Origin of the sequence: Prevotella denticola, assembly GCF_900454835.1 — a bacterium.
In the GTDB taxonomy this organism is placed as follows: Bacteria; Bacteroidota; Bacteroidia; order Bacteroidales; family Bacteroidaceae; genus Prevotella; species Prevotella denticola.
Window position 1 is genome coordinate 974,912 of record NZ_UGTM01000001.1, and the last position, 21,803, is coordinate 996,714.

Annotated in this window: 16 protein-coding genes and 3 pseudogenes; 3 read left to right on the forward strand and 16 right to left on the reverse strand. The window is 46.0% G+C overall.

Features of this window, described 5'->3' with window-relative positions; genetic code table 11:
• Nucleotides 1-12: 12 nt before the first annotated feature.
• Nucleotides 13-537 (reverse strand): annotated as a pseudogene (locus tag DYH27_RS04175) (Arm DNA-binding domain-containing protein); the annotation flags it as partial.
• A 4-nt stretch (nt 538-541) separates the two neighbouring features.
• On the reverse strand, nt 542-1,762 hold the full coding sequence (locus tag DYH27_RS04180; RefSeq protein WP_004352891.1) for a site-specific integrase: 1,221 nt from the start codon (nt 1,760-1,762) through the stop codon (nt 542-544).
• Between the two features lie 287 nt (nt 1,763-2,049).
• Between DYH27_RS04180 and DYH27_RS04185 the strand changes: the two are divergent.
• Nucleotides 2,050-3,576, forward strand: a pseudogene (locus tag DYH27_RS04185) (helicase C-terminal domain-containing protein); the annotation flags it as partial.
• 83 nt (nt 3,577-3,659) lie between these two features.
• Here the strand turns inward: DYH27_RS04185 and DYH27_RS04190 are convergent.
• The 12 genes and pseudogenes from DYH27_RS04190 to DYH27_RS04245 all read right to left on the reverse strand — a co-directional run bounded on the left by DYH27_RS04190 (nt 3,660) and on the right by DYH27_RS04245 (nt 15,139).
• Nucleotides 3,660-4,667 carry a nucleotidyl transferase AbiEii/AbiGii toxin family protein gene (locus DYH27_RS04190; protein WP_025068457.1) on the reverse strand — a complete coding sequence of 336 codons (1,008 nt, stop codon included), beginning with the start codon at nt 4,665-4,667 and terminating at the stop codon, nt 3,660-3,662.
• Nucleotides 4,660-5,265, reverse strand: a complete 606-nt coding sequence (locus DYH27_RS04195; protein WP_025066592.1) for a DUF6088 family protein — start codon at nt 5,263-5,265, stop codon at nt 4,660-4,662. Before DYH27_RS04195 ends, DYH27_RS04190 begins: the two co-directional genes overlap by 8 nt.
• Nucleotides 5,266-5,480: 215 nt before the next feature.
• The gene (locus DYH27_RS04200) at nt 5,481-5,789 is read right to left on the reverse strand and encodes a helix-turn-helix domain-containing protein (RefSeq protein WP_025066591.1); all 309 of its coding nucleotides are present in this window, start codon (nt 5,787-5,789) and stop codon (nt 5,481-5,483) included.
• A pseudogene (locus DYH27_RS04205) lies at nt 5,777-7,843 on the reverse strand (AAA family ATPase). The gene DYH27_RS04200 and the pseudogene DYH27_RS04205 overlap by 13 nt, the downstream one beginning before the upstream one ends.
• Nucleotides 7,844-7,846: 3 nt before the next feature.
• Nucleotides 7,847-8,221, reverse strand: coding sequence for a hypothetical protein (locus DYH27_RS04210; RefSeq protein WP_025066590.1), 375 nt, complete (start codon nt 8,219-8,221; stop codon nt 7,847-7,849).
• A complete protein-coding gene (locus DYH27_RS04215) occupies nt 8,221-8,544 on the reverse strand; it encodes a helix-turn-helix transcriptional regulator (RefSeq protein WP_004353888.1) in 324 nt (107 codons plus the stop codon). The genes DYH27_RS04210 and DYH27_RS04215 overlap by 1 nt, the downstream gene beginning before the upstream one ends.
• 691 nt (nt 8,545-9,235) lie before the next feature.
• Nucleotides 9,236-9,661 (reverse strand): hypothetical protein, encoded by a 426-nt coding sequence (locus tag DYH27_RS04220; RefSeq protein ID WP_025068071.1) that lies wholly within the window; start codon nt 9,659-9,661, stop codon nt 9,236-9,238.
• Nucleotides 9,658-10,974: a site-specific integrase gene (locus DYH27_RS04225; RefSeq protein WP_169447817.1), complete on the reverse strand. Its 1,317-nt coding sequence runs from the start codon at nt 10,972-10,974 to the stop codon at nt 9,658-9,660. Before DYH27_RS04225 ends, DYH27_RS04220 begins: the two co-directional genes overlap by 4 nt.
• A gap of 28 nt (nt 10,975-11,002) precedes the next feature.
• Entirely contained in the window at nt 11,003-12,232 is a 1,230-nt protein-coding gene (locus DYH27_RS04230; protein WP_025068073.1) for a site-specific integrase, read from the reverse strand.
• 524 nt (nt 12,233-12,756) lie between these two features.
• A complete protein-coding gene (locus tag DYH27_RS04235) occupies nt 12,757-13,155 on the reverse strand; it encodes a hypothetical protein (RefSeq protein WP_029755011.1) in 399 nt (132 codons plus the stop codon).
• Nucleotides 13,156-13,217: 62 nt separating this feature from the next.
• On the reverse strand, nt 13,218-14,738 hold the full coding sequence (locus DYH27_RS04240; protein ID WP_025068075.1) for a Y-family DNA polymerase: 1,521 nt from the start codon (nt 14,736-14,738) through the stop codon (nt 13,218-13,220).
• Nucleotides 14,735-15,139, reverse strand: coding sequence for a hypothetical protein (locus DYH27_RS04245; protein WP_025068076.1), 405 nt, complete (start codon nt 15,137-15,139; stop codon nt 14,735-14,737). The genes DYH27_RS04240 and DYH27_RS04245 overlap by 4 nt, the downstream gene beginning before the upstream one ends.
• 172 nt (nt 15,140-15,311) lie before the next feature.
• Between DYH27_RS04245 and lepA the strand changes: the two genes are divergently transcribed.
• Together lepA and DYH27_RS04255 are read left to right on the forward strand one after the other, a co-directional pair.
• Nucleotides 15,312-17,093, forward strand: coding sequence for a translation elongation factor 4 (gene lepA / locus DYH27_RS04250; RefSeq protein WP_025068077.1), 1,782 nt, complete (start codon nt 15,312-15,314; stop codon nt 17,091-17,093).
• A gap of 32 nt (nt 17,094-17,125) precedes the next feature.
• Complete coding sequence (locus DYH27_RS04255; protein WP_004352233.1) at nt 17,126-17,725, forward strand: Crp/Fnr family transcriptional regulator; 600 nt, start codon at nt 17,126-17,128, stop codon at nt 17,723-17,725.
• A 401-nt stretch (nt 17,726-18,126) separates the two neighbouring features.
• Here DYH27_RS04255 and DYH27_RS04260 read toward each other — a convergent pair whose 3' ends face one another.
• Together DYH27_RS04260 and DYH27_RS04265 are read right to left on the reverse strand one after the other, a co-directional pair.
• A complete protein-coding gene (locus DYH27_RS04260) occupies nt 18,127-19,791 on the reverse strand; it encodes an AMP-binding protein (RefSeq protein WP_029216598.1) in 1,665 nt (554 codons plus the stop codon).
• A gap of 193 nt (nt 19,792-19,984) precedes the next feature.
• Nucleotides 19,985-21,658 (reverse strand): AMP-binding protein, encoded by a 1,674-nt coding sequence (locus DYH27_RS04265; RefSeq protein ID WP_025068078.1) that lies wholly within the window; start codon nt 21,656-21,658, stop codon nt 19,985-19,987.
• Between the last annotated feature and the right edge of the window lie 145 nt (nt 21,659-21,803).

A 21,803-nucleotide genomic window follows, 5' to 3' on the forward strand; every position in this document is an offset into this window, starting at 1 on the left:
TCCGCCAACGGGTTTAAGGTAGAAATCCAATCCTTCGATAAAGCCATAGTCCAGCTGTGCGTATCGAATATCTTCCTGGTCTAAGCGTTCACACAGATAGGATTTAATGAGCTGCGCTGCATAGATGTAATTGGCAAAAGTCGGCTTGGCAATCGTCAGTCCTACGCATGGACGCTTTTCTTCAATAAATAGTCGTGCTTCCTCCAAAAGAAAACCTTTGGGCTTGTCTTCTTCCATAAGTTCACGTTTCAGCAGCTCGGCAGTGATATAGCCACGTTGCCAGACTAATTCTTGATACTTCGCTTTGGCTTGTTCCTCTTTGCTTTGTAAATAGCGGTTGATTTCTTTTGTTTCTTCGCCTGTTCCTTTGCATCGTCCCTTATGGCTGTCCCAAAGTTCGGGAGCGATTTCCTTGCCCGTGCTGTATTGCACCTGCTCACCGTCTATGGTGATGCGTCCCATAATCGGGCAGCTGCCGTTTTTCTTTTGTTTGGAACGGTTGATATAGAATAGTGTCTTGAATGTGCTTCGTGCCATAATGTCAAAGTTTTAAGGTGAATGTATCTTGTATGCGTTGCTGCACTTTCTGCATATCTCGATGGATTCTCTCGGAGGAAACAGCTGCATAAATTTGTGTTGTTCTCAAATTTGTGTGTCCGAGCATACGGCTCACCGTTTCAATAGGAACGCCTGCCGAAAGCGTGATAAGCGATGCAAAGGTGTGTCTTGCCATGTGAAAGGTCAGCGGAGTTTCCATCCCGATGTTTCTCTGTATGTGGTGTATGCCATTGAGGATAACATCTGTGGTCGGCACGTCAAAGACAAAACCTGCACGCTTTCCCCTGTACCGCTCCATTATCGCCCAAGCAGGAGGAAGTACCTGTACACGGTATGGGGTCTTAGTCTTCATGCGCCTACCCTTGATGCAGAGTTCACCCTCTTCCAAGACGATGTTTTCCTCTCTGAGATTGCGCACGTCAGAGATAGCCAGTCCTGAAAAGCAGGAGAAGACGAACAAATCACGGACAATGCGGTAGTTCTCCCATTCAATCTCCAAGTCAATTATCTTTTGTAGTTCGTCTTGCGTGATGCTTCTCGGCTCGCCCTTTGGTCGCTCGTAACTGTAGCCCAAGAACGGATAGAAGTCCAGCACACCTTTCTTCACCGCCATGCGGACGATGGTCTGCAAAGTAGACAAGGTACTCGATATGCTGCTGCGTTTCAGTTGGCGGTCGATGGTAAGATAATACTCAAAACCCTCGATAAAGGTATTGTCCAACTGTGAAAGGGGAATGTCGCTTACCTTGTACTTCTTTTGTACATACTCACGGAGCAGGGAGAGTTGGTAGGTACGGAGTTTGAGCGTCTTTAAGGCTCGGTCGATACCGATACGTTCCTTTGTCTGTGTGAGATACTCCCCAAAACTCTCCAAGAGCAAGGCCTGACGGTGGATTTGCCCCTGATAGGCATCCCTCACGTCGGTGGCGGTAAAGGCTTCTTCTCTTTCACTGAATTCGTGAAAGCGTGCGTGAATGAGTGCGGTGCATTCACCGAGTTTCTGATTGACAGACACCGCCATTGCACTCTTGCCGACGAGCCGTTGCTTACGACTGTCCCAAAGAGTGAGAGGAGTCTTGCACTTGGTGGAGAATCCTGAATGGGTTCTGCCCACTGAGATGCGCCCGATGACAGGCACAAGTCCTTTCTTGTCGGTTCGTTTCGCCTGAACGAAGAACGATACTTTCAGCTTGTTTTCTTTCATTTTTCTGTCGTTTTTTCTAAATTTCCTTTGTTTGCAAAGGTACAGATGAACAAGTATTCCTGAGCGATGCAGAAAAATGAAAGATGAGGAATAAACACCTAAACAACAACTATTTACATTCAATCCGTAACCCCTTTTTGCTTTTTCTTCGATGGGTTACGATTTGGTAACGGAACTCCTGCCGTTTGATGCTCGTTTTTGCTAATCCCCATAATGGCAGGAAAATGCTAAATAATGATATTTCAAATAGTTACATTCCCTGTATTTCCCTCTGTTTCCCTTAATTCTTAATGACTGATTACGCCCGCAAGATGAGCCTTGACCTCAGAATGATAGATGAAAATGCTTACTCAGATCATATCGACAACAAGGCAAGCCATTGTGCCAAGATGCTCAATGACTATTACCGAAAGTTCGACGCACAGAAAGGTACACAGTTCGTTTTCTCTGATTTAGGTACTTATAAGCCCGGTGGACATTTCAATGTCTATTCGGAAATCAAGCGTAAGCTGGTAGAAGACTATCATATCCCGTCCTACGAGATACGCTTCATTCAGGAATGCAAGAACGAGAAGGCCAAGAAAGCGATGGTGGATGCCATGAACCGAGGCGACATCCGTATCATCTTCGGTTCTACATCCATGTTGGGTACTGGTGTGAATGCCCAGCAACGTGCCGTTGCGGTCCATCAACTTGACACGCCGTGGCGACCATCGGATCTGGAACAGCGTAACGGGCGTGCCATCCGTAAAGGAAACCTTGTTGCCAAGGAGTTTGCCGACAACAAGGTTGATGTGATTATCTATGCCGTAGAGCGATCGCTAGACAGTTATAAGTTCAACCTGCTTCACAACAAGCAGCTTTTCATCAATCAGCTGAAGACAAACACGCTTGGCAGTCGTACCATTGACGAGGGTTCAATGGACGAGGACAGCGGCATGAACTTCTCCGAATACGTAGCGGTGCTTTCTGGCAATACCGACCTTTTGGAGAAAGCAAGACTGGACAAGAAGATTACCACATTGGAATCAGAGCGCAAGAACTTCCTCCGTGAGCGTGATGCCGCAACGGGCAAGTTGGCAGAGATTGAGAGTTCTGTATCCTTCCATACGGACAAAATCAAAGAGGCACAGTCTGATTTAGCTCTCTTTGAGAAGTGTGTGGAGCGTGATGATGAAGGTACACCTATAAATAAACTGACAATCAAAGGTGTGGAAGACAGTACAGACATCAAGGCCATTGCTGCACGTCTGCAGGAGATAGACGAAAAGGCACGAACCAAGGGCGAGTACAACAAAATCGGTGAGATTTACGGCTTTTCCATCATGGTCAAGACAGAGAGTACTTCCAAGGACTTGTTCGACTGCTCGGTGAACCGCTTCTTTGTGAAAGGTCAGGAGAGTATTTACTATACCTATAATAACGGTAAGTTGGCAACAGACCCGAAACTCGCCTGCCAGAACTTCGTTAATGCTTTGGAGCGTATCCCGAAGGTGATAGAGTCGCATGAGAAGGAAATGGAAAAAGTAGCTGCTGGTAAGGAGGTTTACATTACTATTGCAAACAGCTCGTGGAAAAAAGAGGACGAGCTTCGCTCACTTAAAAGTGAAGCTGCGGAGCTGGACAGAAAAATAGTCTTAACACTTTCACCTCCGGAAGAGGAACAAGATGCAAAGGATGAAATGAAACAAGGAGAGGGTCTGTCCGGCAACAATCATTCTGTCGGGAAAGGGAATGATAACCTTTCTGTTCAGGATGCAGAAGAGGAGAAACATTCGCAGAGTTTCAAACCGAAATGGCGACATTATCCTTAATGTTATTCCTTAGTTCTCTCTATTAGATTTTGGCAAATAACGCTTGTTATTGCCAAAATCTAATAGATTACTTGTGTTGTTTACTATTTGCTTATCCTAAACCTTTCTTGAAGTTCGGATAGTGCATCTAACAGTTCTTCAAATGAAGGCTTTTTGCCATAAATCATTGATTCCATCATTGCCTGATAGTCTGATTTCCATTCTTCAAGAATATCTTTCCGGGGGACAATCCTGAGACGTTTGCGTACATCAGGAGTATAATCCACATCTTTCACTGAAGTATAAATTTCTCTATGATGACGAATAGATTCCCATAATGCATCATCTGCAATGGCTTTCTTTGCAAAATCTTTATTCATCATGACGTAAAGGTCATAAAGATGTCGGCTCTTGCGCTCTGCTATCATTCCGTGTCCGGGAATGGAGAAGAGTTCGTGAAGCAAAAACGCCTTTTCAAGGAATGTCTTTGCGGGAATAGCAGTATGAACGGCACTGTCAGCCAATGGTGTAATCGGAAGATGCTCTCCAATAATACTTTTAATTTGTATTGATTCTGTCGGTTCAAGCAATGAACGTGCACTCACTTCCAATACAATATCAGGGCGGAGATATGTAAGCTCCTTGTCAAAAACTGATTTATAGTGAAGATAAATCTGACGTGGTTCGGGATAGGTGGCGTCACCTTCGCCATTGGGTTGGGCATTAACTGTGACAAACGACTGCAAGCCTTGTCTTTTTAGTTCTTCACAAATCATAGGGGTTAGTTCCTCTAAAACAAAAAGCGATGATGCCTTGCGCAATTTCTTGATTTGTTTTTTTGTGAGATCTCCTTCAGGAGCACCAAGAAAAACAGGATTGACAGCAACATCTATATCTTCCGAGAATCGCTCTATAAGTTTCCAACCTTTGCTCAGACTTGTGCCGCCTTTGAAAACAAGATGCTCTGCTATAGGAAGTGAAAAGATAGTTTGCAAGATTGCAGTTACCCAAAAATCTTTCTCAATCACTTGTGCGGGTAACCCGACTTTATCTGCAATTGATTCATAGACGCTTTTCCGTTGTGAATCGGATAATCCAAGAAACCTATTCATATAGACCAACTATAAATTCCCTTACCTTTGAAGGCATCAGTTTGAGGTCGGCAACTTGAAGGTGAGGATTTTCGTTTAACTTCATTTTAATGGTAGCAACCTGCTCATCAGTCAGTTTCTCTACTTTCCAGTCTTTAAGGGCTGTTGTTAAGAGAAGGGCCAACCGGCTACGGATGGAGAAATATCTGGGAGAGGCGCGCTTGAATTTTATGTTTTTCCCTTCGCCAAGATTTATAGTACGTGAGACGCCATCGGTTAAGTAAGCTATGTTCATCGGTATCTGTTGAGTCAGTCCTAACTGGTATTGGGCATAAAGTCCCGTTGGGACAATTCTTGCGCCATCCCTTTTTGCCATTGCTTTGGCAATATCCTCAAGCGATGGAGGAACCATACCCAGGCCATATACTTTTTCCATTTTGGGGTAGCAATAAATGCCACGTGCAACCCTAAGCATCTGTCCTTTTTCTACGAGACGTTCCAAAGCCTTATTAACGGCATCTCGATTGCCATACGAAATAAAATCCCCCACAAAAAATACAGAACCGCGTCCGCACTTCTTTGATTTTATAAGTATTTTACTTTCAATGCTTTTTGTCATAATTATAATTGTATTTTGTCGCGAAATAATGCATTATTCACGACAACAAAGGTACATATAAAATCTCATAATCAGCACAAAAAACAGAGAAAAGTACGAGCTTAACGAGCTATGCCAGTATTAATGTACGTATTATCAATTTTGTAACCGTTATTTTGTAATGTAACTGCTTGCATTTACACAACAAAACAACAATAAAAACCAACAAATACGCATCACCAACTATCTCGCCTTCTCAGCATCTCGTCAATCTCTTCCCTGAGAAAAAGTAATCGTCCATTGGCTTTGAGATAAGGGATTTTTCCTGCCCAAACCCAGTTGTAAACGGTCTTTTGCTCCACTTTGAGAATCTTGGATACATCAATGATATCCAAGTATTCGGGTTTCAAGGGAGGATGGACTGTTGTATCAACAGATTGCTCTTGCAGGATCAGCAGGCGGTCGAGTTTGTCCTCGACACGCATCAGTTTATCAAACAATCGTTTCTGCCATGTATCTTCTGTATGATGTTCTAAGTACGACATAGTTCTCCTTTTTGATAGTTACCATTGGTATCTTGTGCCAAGATACGTTGTTCTTTCATATAGGCGATGTACTTCTTTGCGGTTCTGTCCTTGATTTCCATCTCGCGCATCAAGACCTCACAAAGTTATTGGTAAGTGAGCTTGAGGGGTTTTCTGAAAGCCTCTCTGACAACGCCGATAAGTTCATCGGTCTTGCGCTTTTCCTTGTCCTCCTTGGACTTCTCACCACGATAGACGTGCATGTCCTCTGTCTTATCCCAGCCGAAAAGCATCATCGGTACGTCCAACGGACTTCCGTCACGGACTTTCAATGCTTTTACGACCGAGTATTCGGGATTGTCGTCTTTCTCAATGGAGAGAATACCGGCCGCCTTGCGTTGCAGTTCCGAGCCTATATGACCACGGAGTTTGATACCATTCGGTACGAAGTGCAGCACGCAGATGATACAGGTATTATAAATCCCCGCCAAGCGATAAAGCTCGTCCACAATGGCAATACTTTCCGTTTCATCGTTGGCGGAACGTATTAAGTCGGCTATTCCGTCAATCACCACAAGATGGATGCCTCCATGCCTGTGATGGAACAAGTCCATACTCTCGCGGATAAGCTTCAGCCTGTCCTTGCGGGACAGAGAGGCAAGATACAGGGAATGGCAAAACTCCGGTACTGCCGTCAGAGAAGCCCTACGCAGTGTCTTACCCAAGTTCTTGTGCAGCTGTGCCTCGGACTGTTCCGTGTCATAGTGCAGGACTGCCAAGCCTTTGGGATTGGCGGTAATCTCCAATCCCAAGGTATTCTCTATCGGCAATCGTTTTTCTCCCAACGCTCCGGCAAGGATGGCTCCGACATAGTTGCTCTTGCCTGTCCCCTCACCTCCAGTAATGCAGAACAGATTGTCCTGCGTGCCGAGTGGCACACCGTTTACTGCTACTACTGATTTGGAAATGTCCGGTGGATTCTCATAGTCAATTTCACAGGAACGTAACATCATCATGGTTTGGCTGTATAGGTCTGAGAACATCTTGGCAAGCAGCTCTTTCAGTTCCTTTGCCCCGTTGCCCAAGGCAAAGAAATCTGAAATGTCTTTTTCAGACTTCGTACCACTTAGCGGAAGTGAAAGGTTCAATACTTTGTATTCTGCCAGATGTTCTGCTTGTCTGTGACTCTCGCGTACGCCTGTCTCGTCAGCATCATACAGAAGTATGATATGTCGAAAGCGAAGCTGAAGGCTCTCGATGATGCTTGTCGGTATCTGTGCCGTTTCACTGTTGAAGCAGATTGCATTGAAGCCGTGTGCATACAATGAGAGTACATCCTTTTCCCCGCCTGTAATGAAGAGCATATCTCCTTTGGCAGGAATCTGCTCCATTCCGAAGCAATAGGTGGCAGGCATCCGCCCACCATAAAGAAAGCGGATTTTCGGGCTGTGGGGACGGTATATTTTGACATACCCGTTTCCGATATAAGCAAAGATAGGTTCCGTAGGTGAGCCATAAAGTTCAAATTTTCTTCCATCAGAAGAAATACTCTCATAGCGTTTAAGACTCCGTACCCGAAAAAGGCGGAGTGTATCCTCATGGATGCCATAATGCCCCCAATAGTTCAGCAGCCCATTGTCAAATGGCTGTATCTCGAAACTGTATGGACGTTCTTCCTTACTTTCGGTAATGTCAGCCTTTGAACTTGGGATGACTAGACTTTTCTGAATCGGCGTAGCAATTTTGCCCTCACTACACCTCTCACCGTCATACAAAGAATACAGTCCCAGTTCTTGTACGATGATTTTCAAGACTTTTGGGAAATCGGTCTTCAGGTTTAGGCTGTGCAAGGTTGCCACAAACCAGAAACAGTCTCCTGAATAGGCGGTATCGCCATGATCATAGAACTTATAGGATGAGCTCTTCCTGTCATAGAAAATATGACAGGAAGCCCGCCTGTCATCATAGAAAGGACTGCGGAAGTTGCGATGAAGGTTCACCTCAAAGCCAAGGAAATGGGAGAACACGTTCAACCCTCCTTGTGTAAGCAAAAGTATTTGTTCTTTATCTATCATACTTTATCTATTTTTAGGATTAAGGCAAGAACTCATTATAAGATTGTCCTTGAAGCGGTTGAGTCGTCCGAGAATCTCATCGTTCCTCATCCCTGATACACGGAGCCGGCTACATTTCACGGCAATAATGATTGACTTGAAAAAGTAGCGCACATCGCCGCCCTCCGTGTAGCGGTAACGCACCAGCTGCTTCTTGCGCCAGCGGTAAAGGGTGGACTCTGAAACATTCAGAGTCCCGATTAGGTCTTTCGTGGTCATCTCCAGCTCGTCGTCAATGTCTTGGATAAGACGGGAGGTGCGCTCAACATACTGCTCAATACGATTGAGCTTGTCTATCAGTTCTTGATAGGCTTGGCTTTCTACTGCGATTATTTCCATCAGCGTAATCGTTTGGTTTTAATTGTTACATGTTCTATTCCGAGTTCACAGACTAACTGTGAAAGTCTTCTGAATGCTTCCTCAGTGAAAACCTCCAGGTGAATTTCTGCTATAGGTAAAGGATCAGTCTGCCCATTACGTGCAAGAAACTCGAATATTTTGGTAGGCTGGATGTCCACTTTAGAAGCGTACATCAGAACTTGATCAAGGGTCATTGCTGTCTTTCCTTTTTCCCAGCGCGAGATTCGGCTCGAACTAACTTTCAGAATAACAGACAGATACTCCTGCGAATAACCATTTTTCACTCTTGCCGACTTCAGCATTTCCAATAATTCTTTCATACTTATAAAATTACTAAAGCACTGTCACAAGAGCAACCCGCTACATGAAAATGTTTGCATACTATGCAATCTGTCTTGCAGCCAGTGCAAGTTTGTTTAACAGTAGCGGAACACATAATATATTGGCTAATATAATGATTTTAATCTGAAAAAAGACAATATGAAATACGGTTTAGACAATTAAAATTGTTTTAAAAAATACGCAGTGCAAGGTGCAAGACCCTTTATATATAAGGGCTTGCACCTTGCACTGGAAAATGTAGCAGTAAAATCTCTAAATATTTATGACGCAAAGATTTGGATGGTAGTACATTTTTATATATCTTTGTACCCAAGAAAAGAGAGCGGTTGAGCTTTCAATAGGTAGTCAGAATGGTAGTCATTAAGCGGTCAGAATACTGCTACAAAAATGCTACACTGATGATTTGTCAAAACATATAGAAAGTTTATATACAACGAGATACGAGAGTTTGGTTCACAAACCTCTCTGACTCTATTCTATAGTTAATAGAAACATATTCTTTCCGTTCACTTGTTGGTAGTATGTAGTCATATCGTAGTAACACACATAAGCAACTACTGACAACAACGTAATCCTTTTTCTTTCATCGGTTTATCTCATATTGTAGTAATGTAGTAAGAAAACAATGAAAGAAAAAGGATTGGAACATATTCAGCTATTGACACCCCTGTCATATATGATGATAGGAATGACAGAGTTCCTTGGACGCATCAACTCACTGCACACATGCCTTCTGAACAGGTGGGCTTCTATGCAGTCAAGTTGAAAGGAAAGGGCGATGATTGTCGGTAGTGGGTAAAGCGGTGCGTAGCCTCTTACCTCCTTATCTGTGGCAATCTTCCTTTCACCTGCATTCCTTTCATCTGGAGATAGGATGGAATCTTCGGTTATCGCCCGAAGTCTGCCACTGACTTTCTTCCATGTCACACCAAAGAACCTCGCAAGTTCGCCCTCGGTCATGGCTACATCGCCTGTACCCCTGCGGACAACCTGCATACCGTTTCCCCATTCAAAATAGCTGCGTGCTATGCTCTGTCGAGAATCTGTCCCTGTCTGCAATCTGTCTTCTGTATTCATGCCGTTTCCTCCATGCTTTCGTTTCTGCTTGCGTTAACAATCGTCATTGCCCCTATGGTAATAGCTTCCGTTTCCATTGTATCGTTTTCTTTGTTCTTCTCCTGATGTTTGGCGATGAGTTTGTTTATGTCCTCCGAAATCTTGCAGTCGGTTACCTGCGCATAAATCTGTGTACTTGCAATTGATGCGTGTCCCATCATCTTGGCGATGCTTTCTATGGGAATACCTGCACTTAGACACATCGTTCCGAAGGTATGTCTTGCCATGTGATAGGACAGGCGTTGCTTGATACCACAAGCCTTGCCTACGATGCTTAACTTCGCTGCTAACACACTTCTGCTGCAACAGGGTTGAAAGATAAGACGATTATCCATATCCGTATTATTGCCTTCTTCTTTCACCGCTTGTAGCTGCCTTTGTTGCTCGATAATCGTCTTGGCTATGGGATGTAACGGCACTATAAATTCTACTTTTGTTTTCTGACGCTCCTTTCTTATATACATCTGTCCGTCTGCGGCACTCTTGATATGCCCAAACATCAAGTGTTCCATATCCGTAATGGCTAAACCTGTGAAGCAGGAGAAGATAAACATCTGTCTGGCAAGCTCGGCATCACTATCACATATCTTCATAGCCATCAGTTTTTTCACATCACTCTTACTAAGAAAGCGGATAGCCTTTTCCACCTTTTCATATTCTGCATGCTCAAATGGATTATAACGAATGATGCGCTGGCTTACCGCACGGAACATTAAACGGCTCAGCCAACAAAGATAATTGTTGATGGTAGAGCCTTTCAATCCTTTCTTTTTAAGAAAGAAGCGGTATTTCTCAAACAATTCCTCTGTTACGTTTTGGATTTCTATATCCTTACCCCCTAAGTCCTTTATAAACTCGCACAGCTTCCTGTTAGCATAGCAAAGGTTAGTGTATGTACCTTCAGCCTTTGATTTGCCCACACCTTCCTTTACCGATTGTAGTTCTGTATTGCTAAACTCCAACAAAGTGGTGGGAGAAGTTGCAATGCCTTGCAATCTGTTTTTAAGCAGTTCAGCACTTACCACTCCGTCTTTAAGGAGCAGTTCCTGATAAGTATTCTCTACCAGTTCTCTAAATGATTGCAGTCGAAGATTGGTTTTCTTATTCGTTGTTGCTCCCTGTTTCGTGTTCCACTCCACAGCCTTACATTCTTCGTTTGTGGTAATGACAGAGTTCTTGCCATCTATCGTGATACGGCAGAGTATGGAGGTCAGACCGTTTGCCTTAGTCTTTTGTCTGTTGATATAAAACAGTGTTTTGAATGTACTTCTCATCATGTTTTTAGTTTTAATGCTACTATTGCTAAATGCTCATCTGCATATCCTCTGTGAAAGAAAGGAAACGCTCAAACTCCACAAACAGCTTCTGTGGCGTAACCTTTGCGTACCGCTCGGTCATACTCACGTTACTATGCCCCAACATCTTGCTTACCGTTTCTATCAGTACTCCTTGTTCAAGGGTAATGAGCGTGGCAAAGGTATGCCTTGCCGTATGCGTGGTAAAAGGAAAGGCTATGCCTGCTCTTAGGCGCAATGCTTTAAGATACGACTGATAGGTGGCATATTTCATCTGTGGCAATAGCCTTTCCCTTTCATCGCTCTTGTACTTCTCTATTATCCTGATGGCTTCGGGTAGCAACTTGATACGGCAGAGTACGCCTGTCTTCTGCCTGTTGAACTTCAGCCAAAGGCTTCCCTCTTCATCACGCATAAGATGTGCCTTACTTAGTTCCATCAAATCACAATAGGCTGCACCTGTATGACAGGCAAAGACAAACAAGTCCCTTGCGATTTCCATTTCCTCCTCCAACTCTCCAAACTGTATGTTCATTAGTTTGTCAAGCGAACACCTGTCAAGAGCTTTGGGTAGTTTCTTGTCGCCTTTGCTTACCTTGACTTTGTCAAACAATAAAATATCGGCTAATCCTTCACGATAAGCCAATCTGCATACCGTTTTCAGATGGGTAGCGGCATTATAGAACGTACTTTCCTGAAACCCACAAGTACCCATAAAGTATTGTTGGAAGTCGTAGATAAATTGTTCGGTAAGCTGTGAGAAAGCTAAATCAGCAACCTTATACTTCCTTTGTATAAAGTTCTGCAAATGGGTACGAGTGGAATAGTAGCCAAATATACTTTCCTCCTTGATGTCAATGCCGATATGGTTTTCTTTCTCTTTGATGAGTCTATCCAGTCTTTCAATAAGCATACACTTAGATTGAACGCTTCCTTGAAATTCCTCTTTTATATCAGTTGCATCAAATGGGCACCCTTTAGCTAATACAGCCTGATAAGCAGAATGGACGGACAATAATAAGTTTTCCAGCTTTCCATTCACTTCCACAGCCTCACGGCTCTTTCCGTCCATTCTACTTTCACGAGGATTCCACAAATCGGGATTGCAGGACAGTTTGCAACTGAACTGTGCAATACTCCTTCCAAGCGTGATACGTCCCATGATGGGAGCCTTACCTGACTTGTCCAAACTGCTCTTTTTGAGGTAGAGCAACACCTTCATCTTTACTGTTTTCATACGCTTTAATTTTTATGGGCAAAGTTACCCGAATTAAAGCGTTCTTCACTTATGCAGAAAACTGCCGACCAAAGCAACAAACACACGAACCAAATAATTTCAGTTACCTATATCTGCATTTAGTTACCTACTTCAAATCTTGGTAATGATTTAGTAACTGAACTTCTGCTTAAATCCGCACTTTCCTGCCTTTTACGAACAGAGCAGTTTTATGCAAATCATTTTGTTTCCTCCTCATTATCAGTAAGTTTGCACAAACTTAGATTTATCTTCATTTTCCTTGCTTACTTGCATCGCAAACAGGCATCAGTTGGCATACAAGTAAGCACTACTTGGAGTGTAAGTAGGCGTTGATTGGAACGCAGGTAACGGCTGGTTGCAAAACACTGTATCCCAGTCATGTCTTCAGCAGGCGTTCTGATACATGAAAAGAGGGCGTTCTGATGAATACAATGTAAAGTTCTTTCTTTATCAGACGCTTAATAAGAAAGACGCATGGCAGGTTCTAACAGTCACACATCATGCTACCATGACAACACTGCCGGACCGTTTTCAGAAAGCTGATCTCCATCCGGTGCAAACACTTCACTCTCCATCGCGGCAATTGTGTCGATACAGATCAGCTTGCCGTCATCCATCCGTATCATACGTCCACGTTCATCAATTTCCCTGACAATACCGGTGGCTATCATATATTTCCCACCTGATTTTTTCATATCTGGCTGGAAATAGGTAATCGAGACAACAGGATGTTCGGCCAGACGGAAGGAGAGACACGAGAGCTTGCGGTCGAGCAGCTGCCGGTCATCCTCCATCAGTTCCGCCTCCCGAACCGTACAGCGTGCCGTCTCGGCTATCGCTTCCTCATAGCCGGAAAGAGCAGCAAAAGGGGCGAACTGCGCTGCCCGACTATAGAGACTCATCTGTGGATGTCGCCTCGAAACGTGATGGTGAAGGTTGATAATGTCATCGTAATTACTGTCTTTCATGCCTTGTGCCCTCCTATCTGCCGGTTACGCTCCCTTGCCGTAGATCCTTCTTCAAAGTTCAGACCACGGAGCAGGGCGTTCTTTCCGAATCTTTTTTTGATGTTGATGATTGTCTCCTGCATCCTGCGTTCGCGGGTCAACAGTGTTTCTTCCTCCTTCCTGCGCTTCCTTACGGCCTCATAGTCCGTGAACATATCCAGTTCGACAGGTGCGGATGCAGCCTGCATCACTTGTTCTTCACAGACGACATGATTGGTAGAGATATTGAGCCTCCTGATGAGAAGTCTGCGGTCTGCAATTTCGTCATAAAGGGATAGGGCTGCCTTGGCAATCAGCTTCGATGAAGACGTGAAGCGGTGAAGAGCAGCCGACCCATGATCGCTTCTCGGGACCTTCCGGCCGTACCAGTCGACAGAGACCGGTCCCGTATATTCTCGCCCTGCCTGTAAGATGAGACTCTCACGGTCGTAGCCTATGGAAAGTACCAGCTGGTCGGCTACACAACGCTTCTCCACTAACTCCAAAGCGATAGCATCTGCCATTTCCTGCACGATGATTCTCGCCTTGTGGAAATCGTAAGCTTCTTGCAGTACCTGTCCGCTGCTCATCGAATTGTTTTCAGGCCGATAGGCTTTAATCATATCCATCGTACAGGGTTCCCATCCCCAGGCATGATCAATGAGCAGTTCGGCATTTACACCGAAAATCTTGTATAACAGTTCTTCTTGTTCGATGGAACAGCGGGCGATTTTCCCCATCGTGTCAATACCGTATGCCTGCAACCGTCGTGCGGTTCCTCTTCCTACACGCCAGAAGTCGGTAAGCGGCTGATGGTTCCACAGTTTCTCTCTGTAGCCCTGCTCGTCCAGCTCGGCAATGCGCACACCGTCCTTGTCGGCCGGGATATGCTTGGCGACGATATCCATTGCCACCTTGCAGAGATACAGATTCGTTCCGATGCCTGCCGTCGCCGTAATGCCCGTCTCGCGTAGCACGTCATGGATCATCTTCATTGCCAGTTCGTGCGCTGTCATCCTGTAGCTGTAAAGATAAGCCGTTGCATCTATGAAGACTTCGTCAATCGAATAGACATGAATATCCTCTGGTGCAATATAACGCAGGTAGATATTATATATCTGTGCGCTGTGCCGGATATAGTGTGCCATCCGAGGAACAGCGGCAATATAGTCTGCTTCCCAGTCCGGATGCAGCTCCAGTTCTTTCGCATTGCACGACTTTTCCGTCAATGTCTTCCCAGCCTGTTCCCTCCGTCTTCCGTTGACATCTCTCAGACACTGGATTACCTCAAACAGACGTGCGCGTCCAGGAATCCCATAGGACTTCAGTGAAGGAGATACGGCCAGACATATAGTCTTCTCCGTCCGGCTGACATCTGCAACGACAAGATTAGTCGTCAGCGGATCAAGTCCTCGCTCTGCACACTCCACACTGGCATAGAACGATTTGAGGTCTATGGCAATGTAGGTTTTCTTGTCTTCTCCGGCTTTTGTAGTCAACGCTGATAGTCCTTTGCAGTGTACGTCACATCAAACAGTACTTTCGATGGAAACTTCCCGGAATGATAGGTATATCTGAAGCTGAAGCCGGCATCCTTATACCCCTTGGTTCCCGGATCTCTTTTCAAAGCCTCACCCATAGCCTTCCGCAGTTCTGACTTTCTTGCAGCAACAGCCTGTCCGTTGTCTGCTGTCCCCAGGAGCGTATGGTAGTAATGGATGGTACGGGACGACGGCTCGAATACCATACTGTCCATCCTTGTATTGTTCACCTCGGGAGTCGGGCATCTCTTCGCCGTATATTCCTTACATTCCCGCGCCGCTCTGTCTTCCAGAGTACGGTGGCAGGCAGAGAGTGTCAACGGGAGCAGTGCGGCATAAAGCCATTGTTTCTTTCTCATTCGATTAATATTAAAAGCAGACCGGAGTACCTGTGCAAAGCTGTTGATGCACAGTTATTCCTCACCGCATATACGTTGCAAAGTTAATAAAAATTAGGCAATTTCTTATTTTCACGTTCTTAATTCTCAATAATAATGACTATATTTGCACTTTGAATTTATAGACAAACGGATGAATCATATAAGGAATTTCTGCATTATTGCCCATATTGACCATGGCAAATCTACTCTGGCCGACCGTCTTCTTGAACATACCCAGACGATCAGAATAACAGAAGGGCAGATGCTTGACGATATGGATCTGGAACGCGAACGAGGCATCACCATCAAGAGCCACGCCATTCAGATGGAGTACACTTCAGGGAAGGAGAAATATATTCTGAATCTTATTGACACGCCGGGACACGTCGACTTCTCCTATGAGGTCTCGAGGAGCATTGCAGCCTGCGAAGGAGCATTGCTCATCGTGGATGCGACCCAGGGCGTACAGGCACAGACTATTTCCAATCTCTATATGGCCATCGACCATAATCTGGAAATCATCCCCGTCATCAACAAGATAGACATGCCCAATGCCATGCCGGAAGAGGTGGAAGACGAAATCGTCGACCTCATAGGATGCGAACCGGAAGACATCATCCGTGCCAGCGGAAAGACCGGTGAAGGCGTACCGGAGATACTTGAAGCCATCGTCAGGCACATACCAGCTCCGAAGGGGGACGTGAAGGCACCGCTGCAGGCCCTCATCTTCGATTCCATCTTCAACTCTTTCCGCGGTATCATCACACTCTGCAAGGTCGAGAACGGCGTTATTAAAAAAGGAGACAAGGTGAAGTTCGTGCAGACAGGCATGGAATATACTGCCGATGAGGTGGGAGTATTGAAGATGGACATGATTCCTTCCTCGCAGCTGTCAACCGGCGAAGTCGGGTATATCATCTCGGGCATCAAGACTGCCACAGAGGTGAAAGTAGGTGACACCGTTACCCATATCGACACCCCATGCAAACACGCCATCGAAGGATTTCAGGAGGTGAAGCCGATGGTGTTCGCCGGTGTCTACCCTATCGATCCGAATGACTACGAGAATCTCCGTGCTTCTCTGGAAAAGCTCCAGCTCAATGATGCATCGCTGACTTTCCAGCCGGAAAGTTCACAGGCATTGGGATTCGGTTTCCGCTGTGGCTTCTTGGGACTGCTCCACATGGAAATCGTACAGGAACGTCTCGACCGCGAATTCAACATGGACGTCATCACCACCGTACCCAACGTAAGCTACAAGGTATATGACAAGCAGGGGAACGAAAAAGAGGTACACAACCCATCCGGTCTGCCCGACCAGACGATGATCGACCATATCGAAGAGCCTTACATCAAGGCTTCCATCATTACATCCAGCGAATACATCGGGCCGATTATGACACTTTGCCTTGACAAACGGGGCGAGCTTGTCAGCCAGAACTATGTGAGCGGCAACCGCCTGGAACTCATCTTCATGATTCCGCTGGGCGAGATTGTAATCGACTTCTACGACAAACTGAAGAGCATCTCCAAGGGATATGCCTCCTTCGACTATCATATCGACTCGTTCCGCCCGTCCAAACTGGCGAAACTTGACATCCTGCTGAACGGAGAGCCGGTTGATGCCCTGTCTACTCTGACCCACGAGAGTAATGCCGTCGTCTTCGGCAGGAGAATGTGCGAGAAACTGAAAGACCTGATTCCCCGCCAGCAGTTCGACATTGCCATCCAGGCAGCCATCGGTGCAAAGATTGTTGCCAGAGAGACCGTAAAACAAGTGCGTAAGGATGTGACGGCCAAATGCTACGGCGGTGATATCAGCCGGAAACGCAAGCTCCTGGAGAAGCAGAAGAAAGGTAAGAAACGCATGAAGCAGATTGGAAACGTACAGGTTCCACAGAAGGCATTCCTTGCCGTATTGAAGTTGGACTAAAGAAAAAAGAGAAACAAGAAAGGAAAGGAAAAATGAAAGAATTGGTAAACGATACAAGAGATATAGCACGCGAACTGGCGCGTAAATACAGTACAATGACCCACGAAGAACTGGATGTATTGGAAAGTATCCTCGTACCAATGAAATTCGCCAAAGGACAGATGATCCTCAGTGAAGGGGAAACCTGCAAGCATTTCTATTACATAGAACGAGGCCTCATCCGCCAGTTCTATTTCAAAAACGGCAAGCAGATCACTGAACACTTAGGAGAGGACCGGACCATCTTCATGTGCATTGAGAGCCTCTTCCGTGAAGAGCCTACGAGATTGCAGGTGGAAGCACTGGAGCCGACACTCGTCTATGCACTGCCCAAACAGAAGCTGGAGCAGGTGGCTCTCCACAATGTCAACATACAGATTCTCTACCGCAAGATACTGGAAGAGAGTCTCATCACCTCGCAGATACATGCCGACCTCGTGCGCTTCGAGACGGCACAGGCACGTTACAAACGGATGTGCAAGCTCAATCCGCAGGTCGTCCTCCGTGCTCCGCTTGTCTATATCGCCAGCTATCTGCAAATGACCCCCGAAACATTAAGCCGTGTACGTTCGTCGACATTGCTTGATGACTAAGTCGACATTGCCTGATGACTTTAGCTGATGACGACCAAGACAAAAGACAAATCTTTCTACCTTGCAGAATCTTCTGAGGTAGAAAGATTTTTTTTCGCTATCTTGTCCCGCTCCCGTTCTCTCTTCATTGACTGCCGGGAACGCCCCGGCAGCAGGAGAATAATCATCCGCCATAATGACTGTATCATCTTTTCAGGATAAAAAGCAGGCACTTCTTCTCATTCATTTGCAGAATAATAAGGAAGCTGCCATCTCATCTCTTTACATAACGACAAGTTATATAATGACAAGGTGCTCTTTACATAACGACAGGATGATGTATGAGCAAGACGACTTGCTGACAGCATACGTTCTGACAGAAAGACGGGGCTTCTTTTCCAACAATGTCAGAAGGTATAGGGCTATTCGGTGTAGAGGAACCGCTTGATGGATTTCTTGGGTGTCTTCTCGAACTCTTCCTCCTGGATTCTTATTTCAGCCACCTTGCAATAGGCCGGGACAATAGCATTCAGCTGCGTACGATTCTCCTCCATGATATTCTTAATATCTTCTGCATTAAGACCCAGGTTCTGGGCTTCGTCATAGTCAGGATGGACCAGCCCGAGGAGCTTCTCGCCACTTTGAATAACCAGGCATTCATTGACCAGCGGCAGTGAGTTCAGCTTGTCTTCAATCTCCTCCGGATAAATATTCTGACCGTTGCTTCCAAGAAGCATATTCTTCGAACGTCCCTTGATAAACACGTTTCCGTCATCGTCCATCAGGCCAAGGTCGCCCGTGTGGAACCACCCCTCTTTGTCAATCGTCCGGGCAGTATCTGCATCATTCTTATAGTAACCCAAAAGCACGTTAGGACCTTTCGTAAGGATTTCACCAGGCACATGAGACGGGTCAGTACTGTCAATACGAACCTCCTGATGAAGGGCAGCCTGACCGCAAGATCCCTGCCGGAAAGTATGCCAGTCACGATAACAGATTATGGGTCCACACTCCGTTGCGCCGTAGCCAACGGTGTAGGGGAAGTCAATACGGCGCAGGAAGCTCTCTATCTCACCGTTGAGCGCAGCACCGCCGATGATGATTTCATACAGATTGCCGCCGAAGGCCTGGTAAACCTGCTCACGTATTTTCTCACGTACCTTCTTGCTGATAACCGGCATGTTCAGCAGAAGACGCATACGGTTGTTCTGAATCTTCGGAAAAACTTTCTTACGGATGATCTTTTCGATGACCAGCGGCACTGCTATCATAATGACCGGTTTGACATCCAGCAGTGCCTGGGAGATAACGGCCGGTGAAGGGATGCGGGTCAGATAGAAGATATGGACACCTGACAGAAACTCGTAGATAAACTCAAAAGCCATGCCGTACATATGCGCCATCGGCAGAATACTGATCACATTACTGCCGGGCTTCACAACACCGCCCAGCACATGCTTGGCAAAGTCGGCATTGCTCCACAGAGAGCGATAAGGCAGCATCACGCCCTTGGAACGTCCGGTTGTCCCACTGGTATAGTTGATCAGAGCCAGTTCGTCCGGACTCTCTTCCCGATAGTAATGGACATGCTCCGGTCGGAAAAACTTCGGATACCGCTTGCCGAACTCTTCATTCAGATGTTCGCGGGCATAAGTCAGCTTGTCTGTACGGCTTACCACCAGAGAATAATCGGGTATGTAAATGATTCCTTCCAGCCCTGGCATCTTGGTGGCATCGATCTGTGTGACAACCACATCGCCGACAAAGAGGAGCTTCGCATCAGAATGGTTCACTATGTTATGAATCTGCTCCGGAAGGAACTCATGCAGGATGGGAACAGCTACGGCACCATAGGTAAGCACGGCCAGGAAAGCAGCAGCCCAGGCTGAAGAATTTCGGCCGCAAAGCGCAATCTTGTCGCCGCGCTGCACTCCGCTTGCCTCGAACATAATATGCAGTTTTTCTATTTTCCTGGCAACATCATGATACTGAAGGGTCTTCCCCTTATAATCTGTGAGCGCATCAAGGTCCCAATGGTCGATGATGCTCTTCTCAATCAATTCATTAAAACTCGGAATATGTTCCATTGCACATTTTTTCAATCTATGTGCAAAGGTACATAGTTATCAGCACATTTCAAAATATAATGTGCAGAAATATGCAATGAGCTGTCTATAATTCCTCATCCATAAGGAAGAAAATACAAAATGAGCAGTGCAGGACAGAATGTACCTCTGTCCCGCACTGCTTTAAATTTTATAGGACTTATAGGTGTCCCCTTTATTGATTCTGGACTTCCTGATAAAGATAACGCTTGATGCTCTTCTTCGGTGTCTTTGCAAACTCTTCATCACGCAATTCGATGGCAGAGAGTCTGCAGAAAGAGGGAAGGGCATCATTCAGCTCAATACGGTTCTGCTCCATGATATTCTCCAGGTCGGCTGTAGAGAAGTCCATTTCTTTTGCTTCCTCCATCTCGGGATAGACAAGTCCGACAAGTTCATTGCCACGTTGAATGATCACGCTCTCGCTCACCATGGTCATCGAGTTCAGCTTATCTTCAATCTCCTCCGGATAAACATTCTGGCCATTCGCCCCGAGAAGCATATTCTTGATACGTCCACGGATGAATACATGACCGTCCCTGCTCATTGTCGCAAGGTCGCCGGTATGATACCAGCCCTCTTCATCAAGCACCGCTTTCGTCGCTTCTTCATTCTTGTAATAGCCCAGCATGACGTTCTCGCCCCTGGCAAGAATCTCGCCCGGGATGTCTGCGGGGTCAGGACTTGCTATCTTCACTTCCATGTTGATGACAGGCGTTCCGCACGAGCCTCGTTGGAAATCCTTGTGGTCGCTGTAGGTTATCATCGGTCCGGTCTCTGTTGCCCCGTATCCGCTGGTGACGGGAAAGCCAATGCTTGTCAGGAAGTCTTCTATCTCCTTGTTAAGCGCCGCACCGCCAGTCATCACCTCATAGGCGTTGCCTCCGAAGACATCCGTCACTACGGCACAGATTCTCTCCTTCACTTTCCTGTTCACGACAGGCATCTTCAACAGCATCCGCGTAGCCTTGTTCTGCACCAGAGGAAAGACATTCTTACGAATGATTTTCTCGACAACCAGAGGTACGGCGACGACTATCGCCGGATGAATATCAGCACAGGCCTGGGCAATCAGTGAAGGACTCGGCAGACGAGTGAGGAAGAAAATGTGATTGCCGAAACAGAATTCGCAGATGAACTCGCAGATCATGCCGTACATATGTGCCATGGGTAGAATGCTGAGGACGTTGCTTGCCGGCTTGATATGCGGCTTAAAAGCCTCTGTCGCCCAGTCAAGATTGCTTCTCAGGCTGCGGTAGCTCAGCATGACGCCCTTTGAAAAGCCTGTCGTCCCGCTGGTGTAATTGATCAGGGCGAGGTCGTCCGGAGCATCCTTGAAATAGCACACATGCTCTGCATGAAAAAACTTCGGATACCTGTGCCCGAACATCGCATTGAGGTTTTCACGTGCATAGGTCAGTGTCTCCGAACGCGAAAGAATCAGGGAGGTATCCGGCAGATAGATGATACCCTCAAGAAGCGGCATCTGCTCCCCATCGATTGTCGCAGCGACTACGTCACCCACGAAAAGCAGTTTAGCCTCGGAGTGGTTGACAATATTATATATCTGTTCCGGCTTGAACTCATGCTGGACAGGAACAGCCACAGCCCCATAGGTAAGTGCAGCAAGAAAAGCAACCGCCCATGCGGAAGAGTTCCGTCCGCAAAGGGCAACCTTGTCTCCCCGCTTCAGGCCGCTGTTTTCAAAGAGGATGTGTAACTTCTCTATCTTCCGTGCCACGTCGTGGAATTGCAGTGTGGCCCCCAGATAATCGGTGAGTGCGTCCTTGTCCCAGTTATCCTTGATACTACTCTCTATATATGCATTAAAACTTTTTATGGATTCCATTGCACAAAAACATGATTTGCGTGCAAAGGTAAGTAAATTTCTGCACAGACACAAATGCTTTGTGCAGGAATTATATCCTCTGCCACCAAATTAGTTTTATTCATAAGCAGATGTCCATTATCAACTGCCTGTCTATTTATATTGT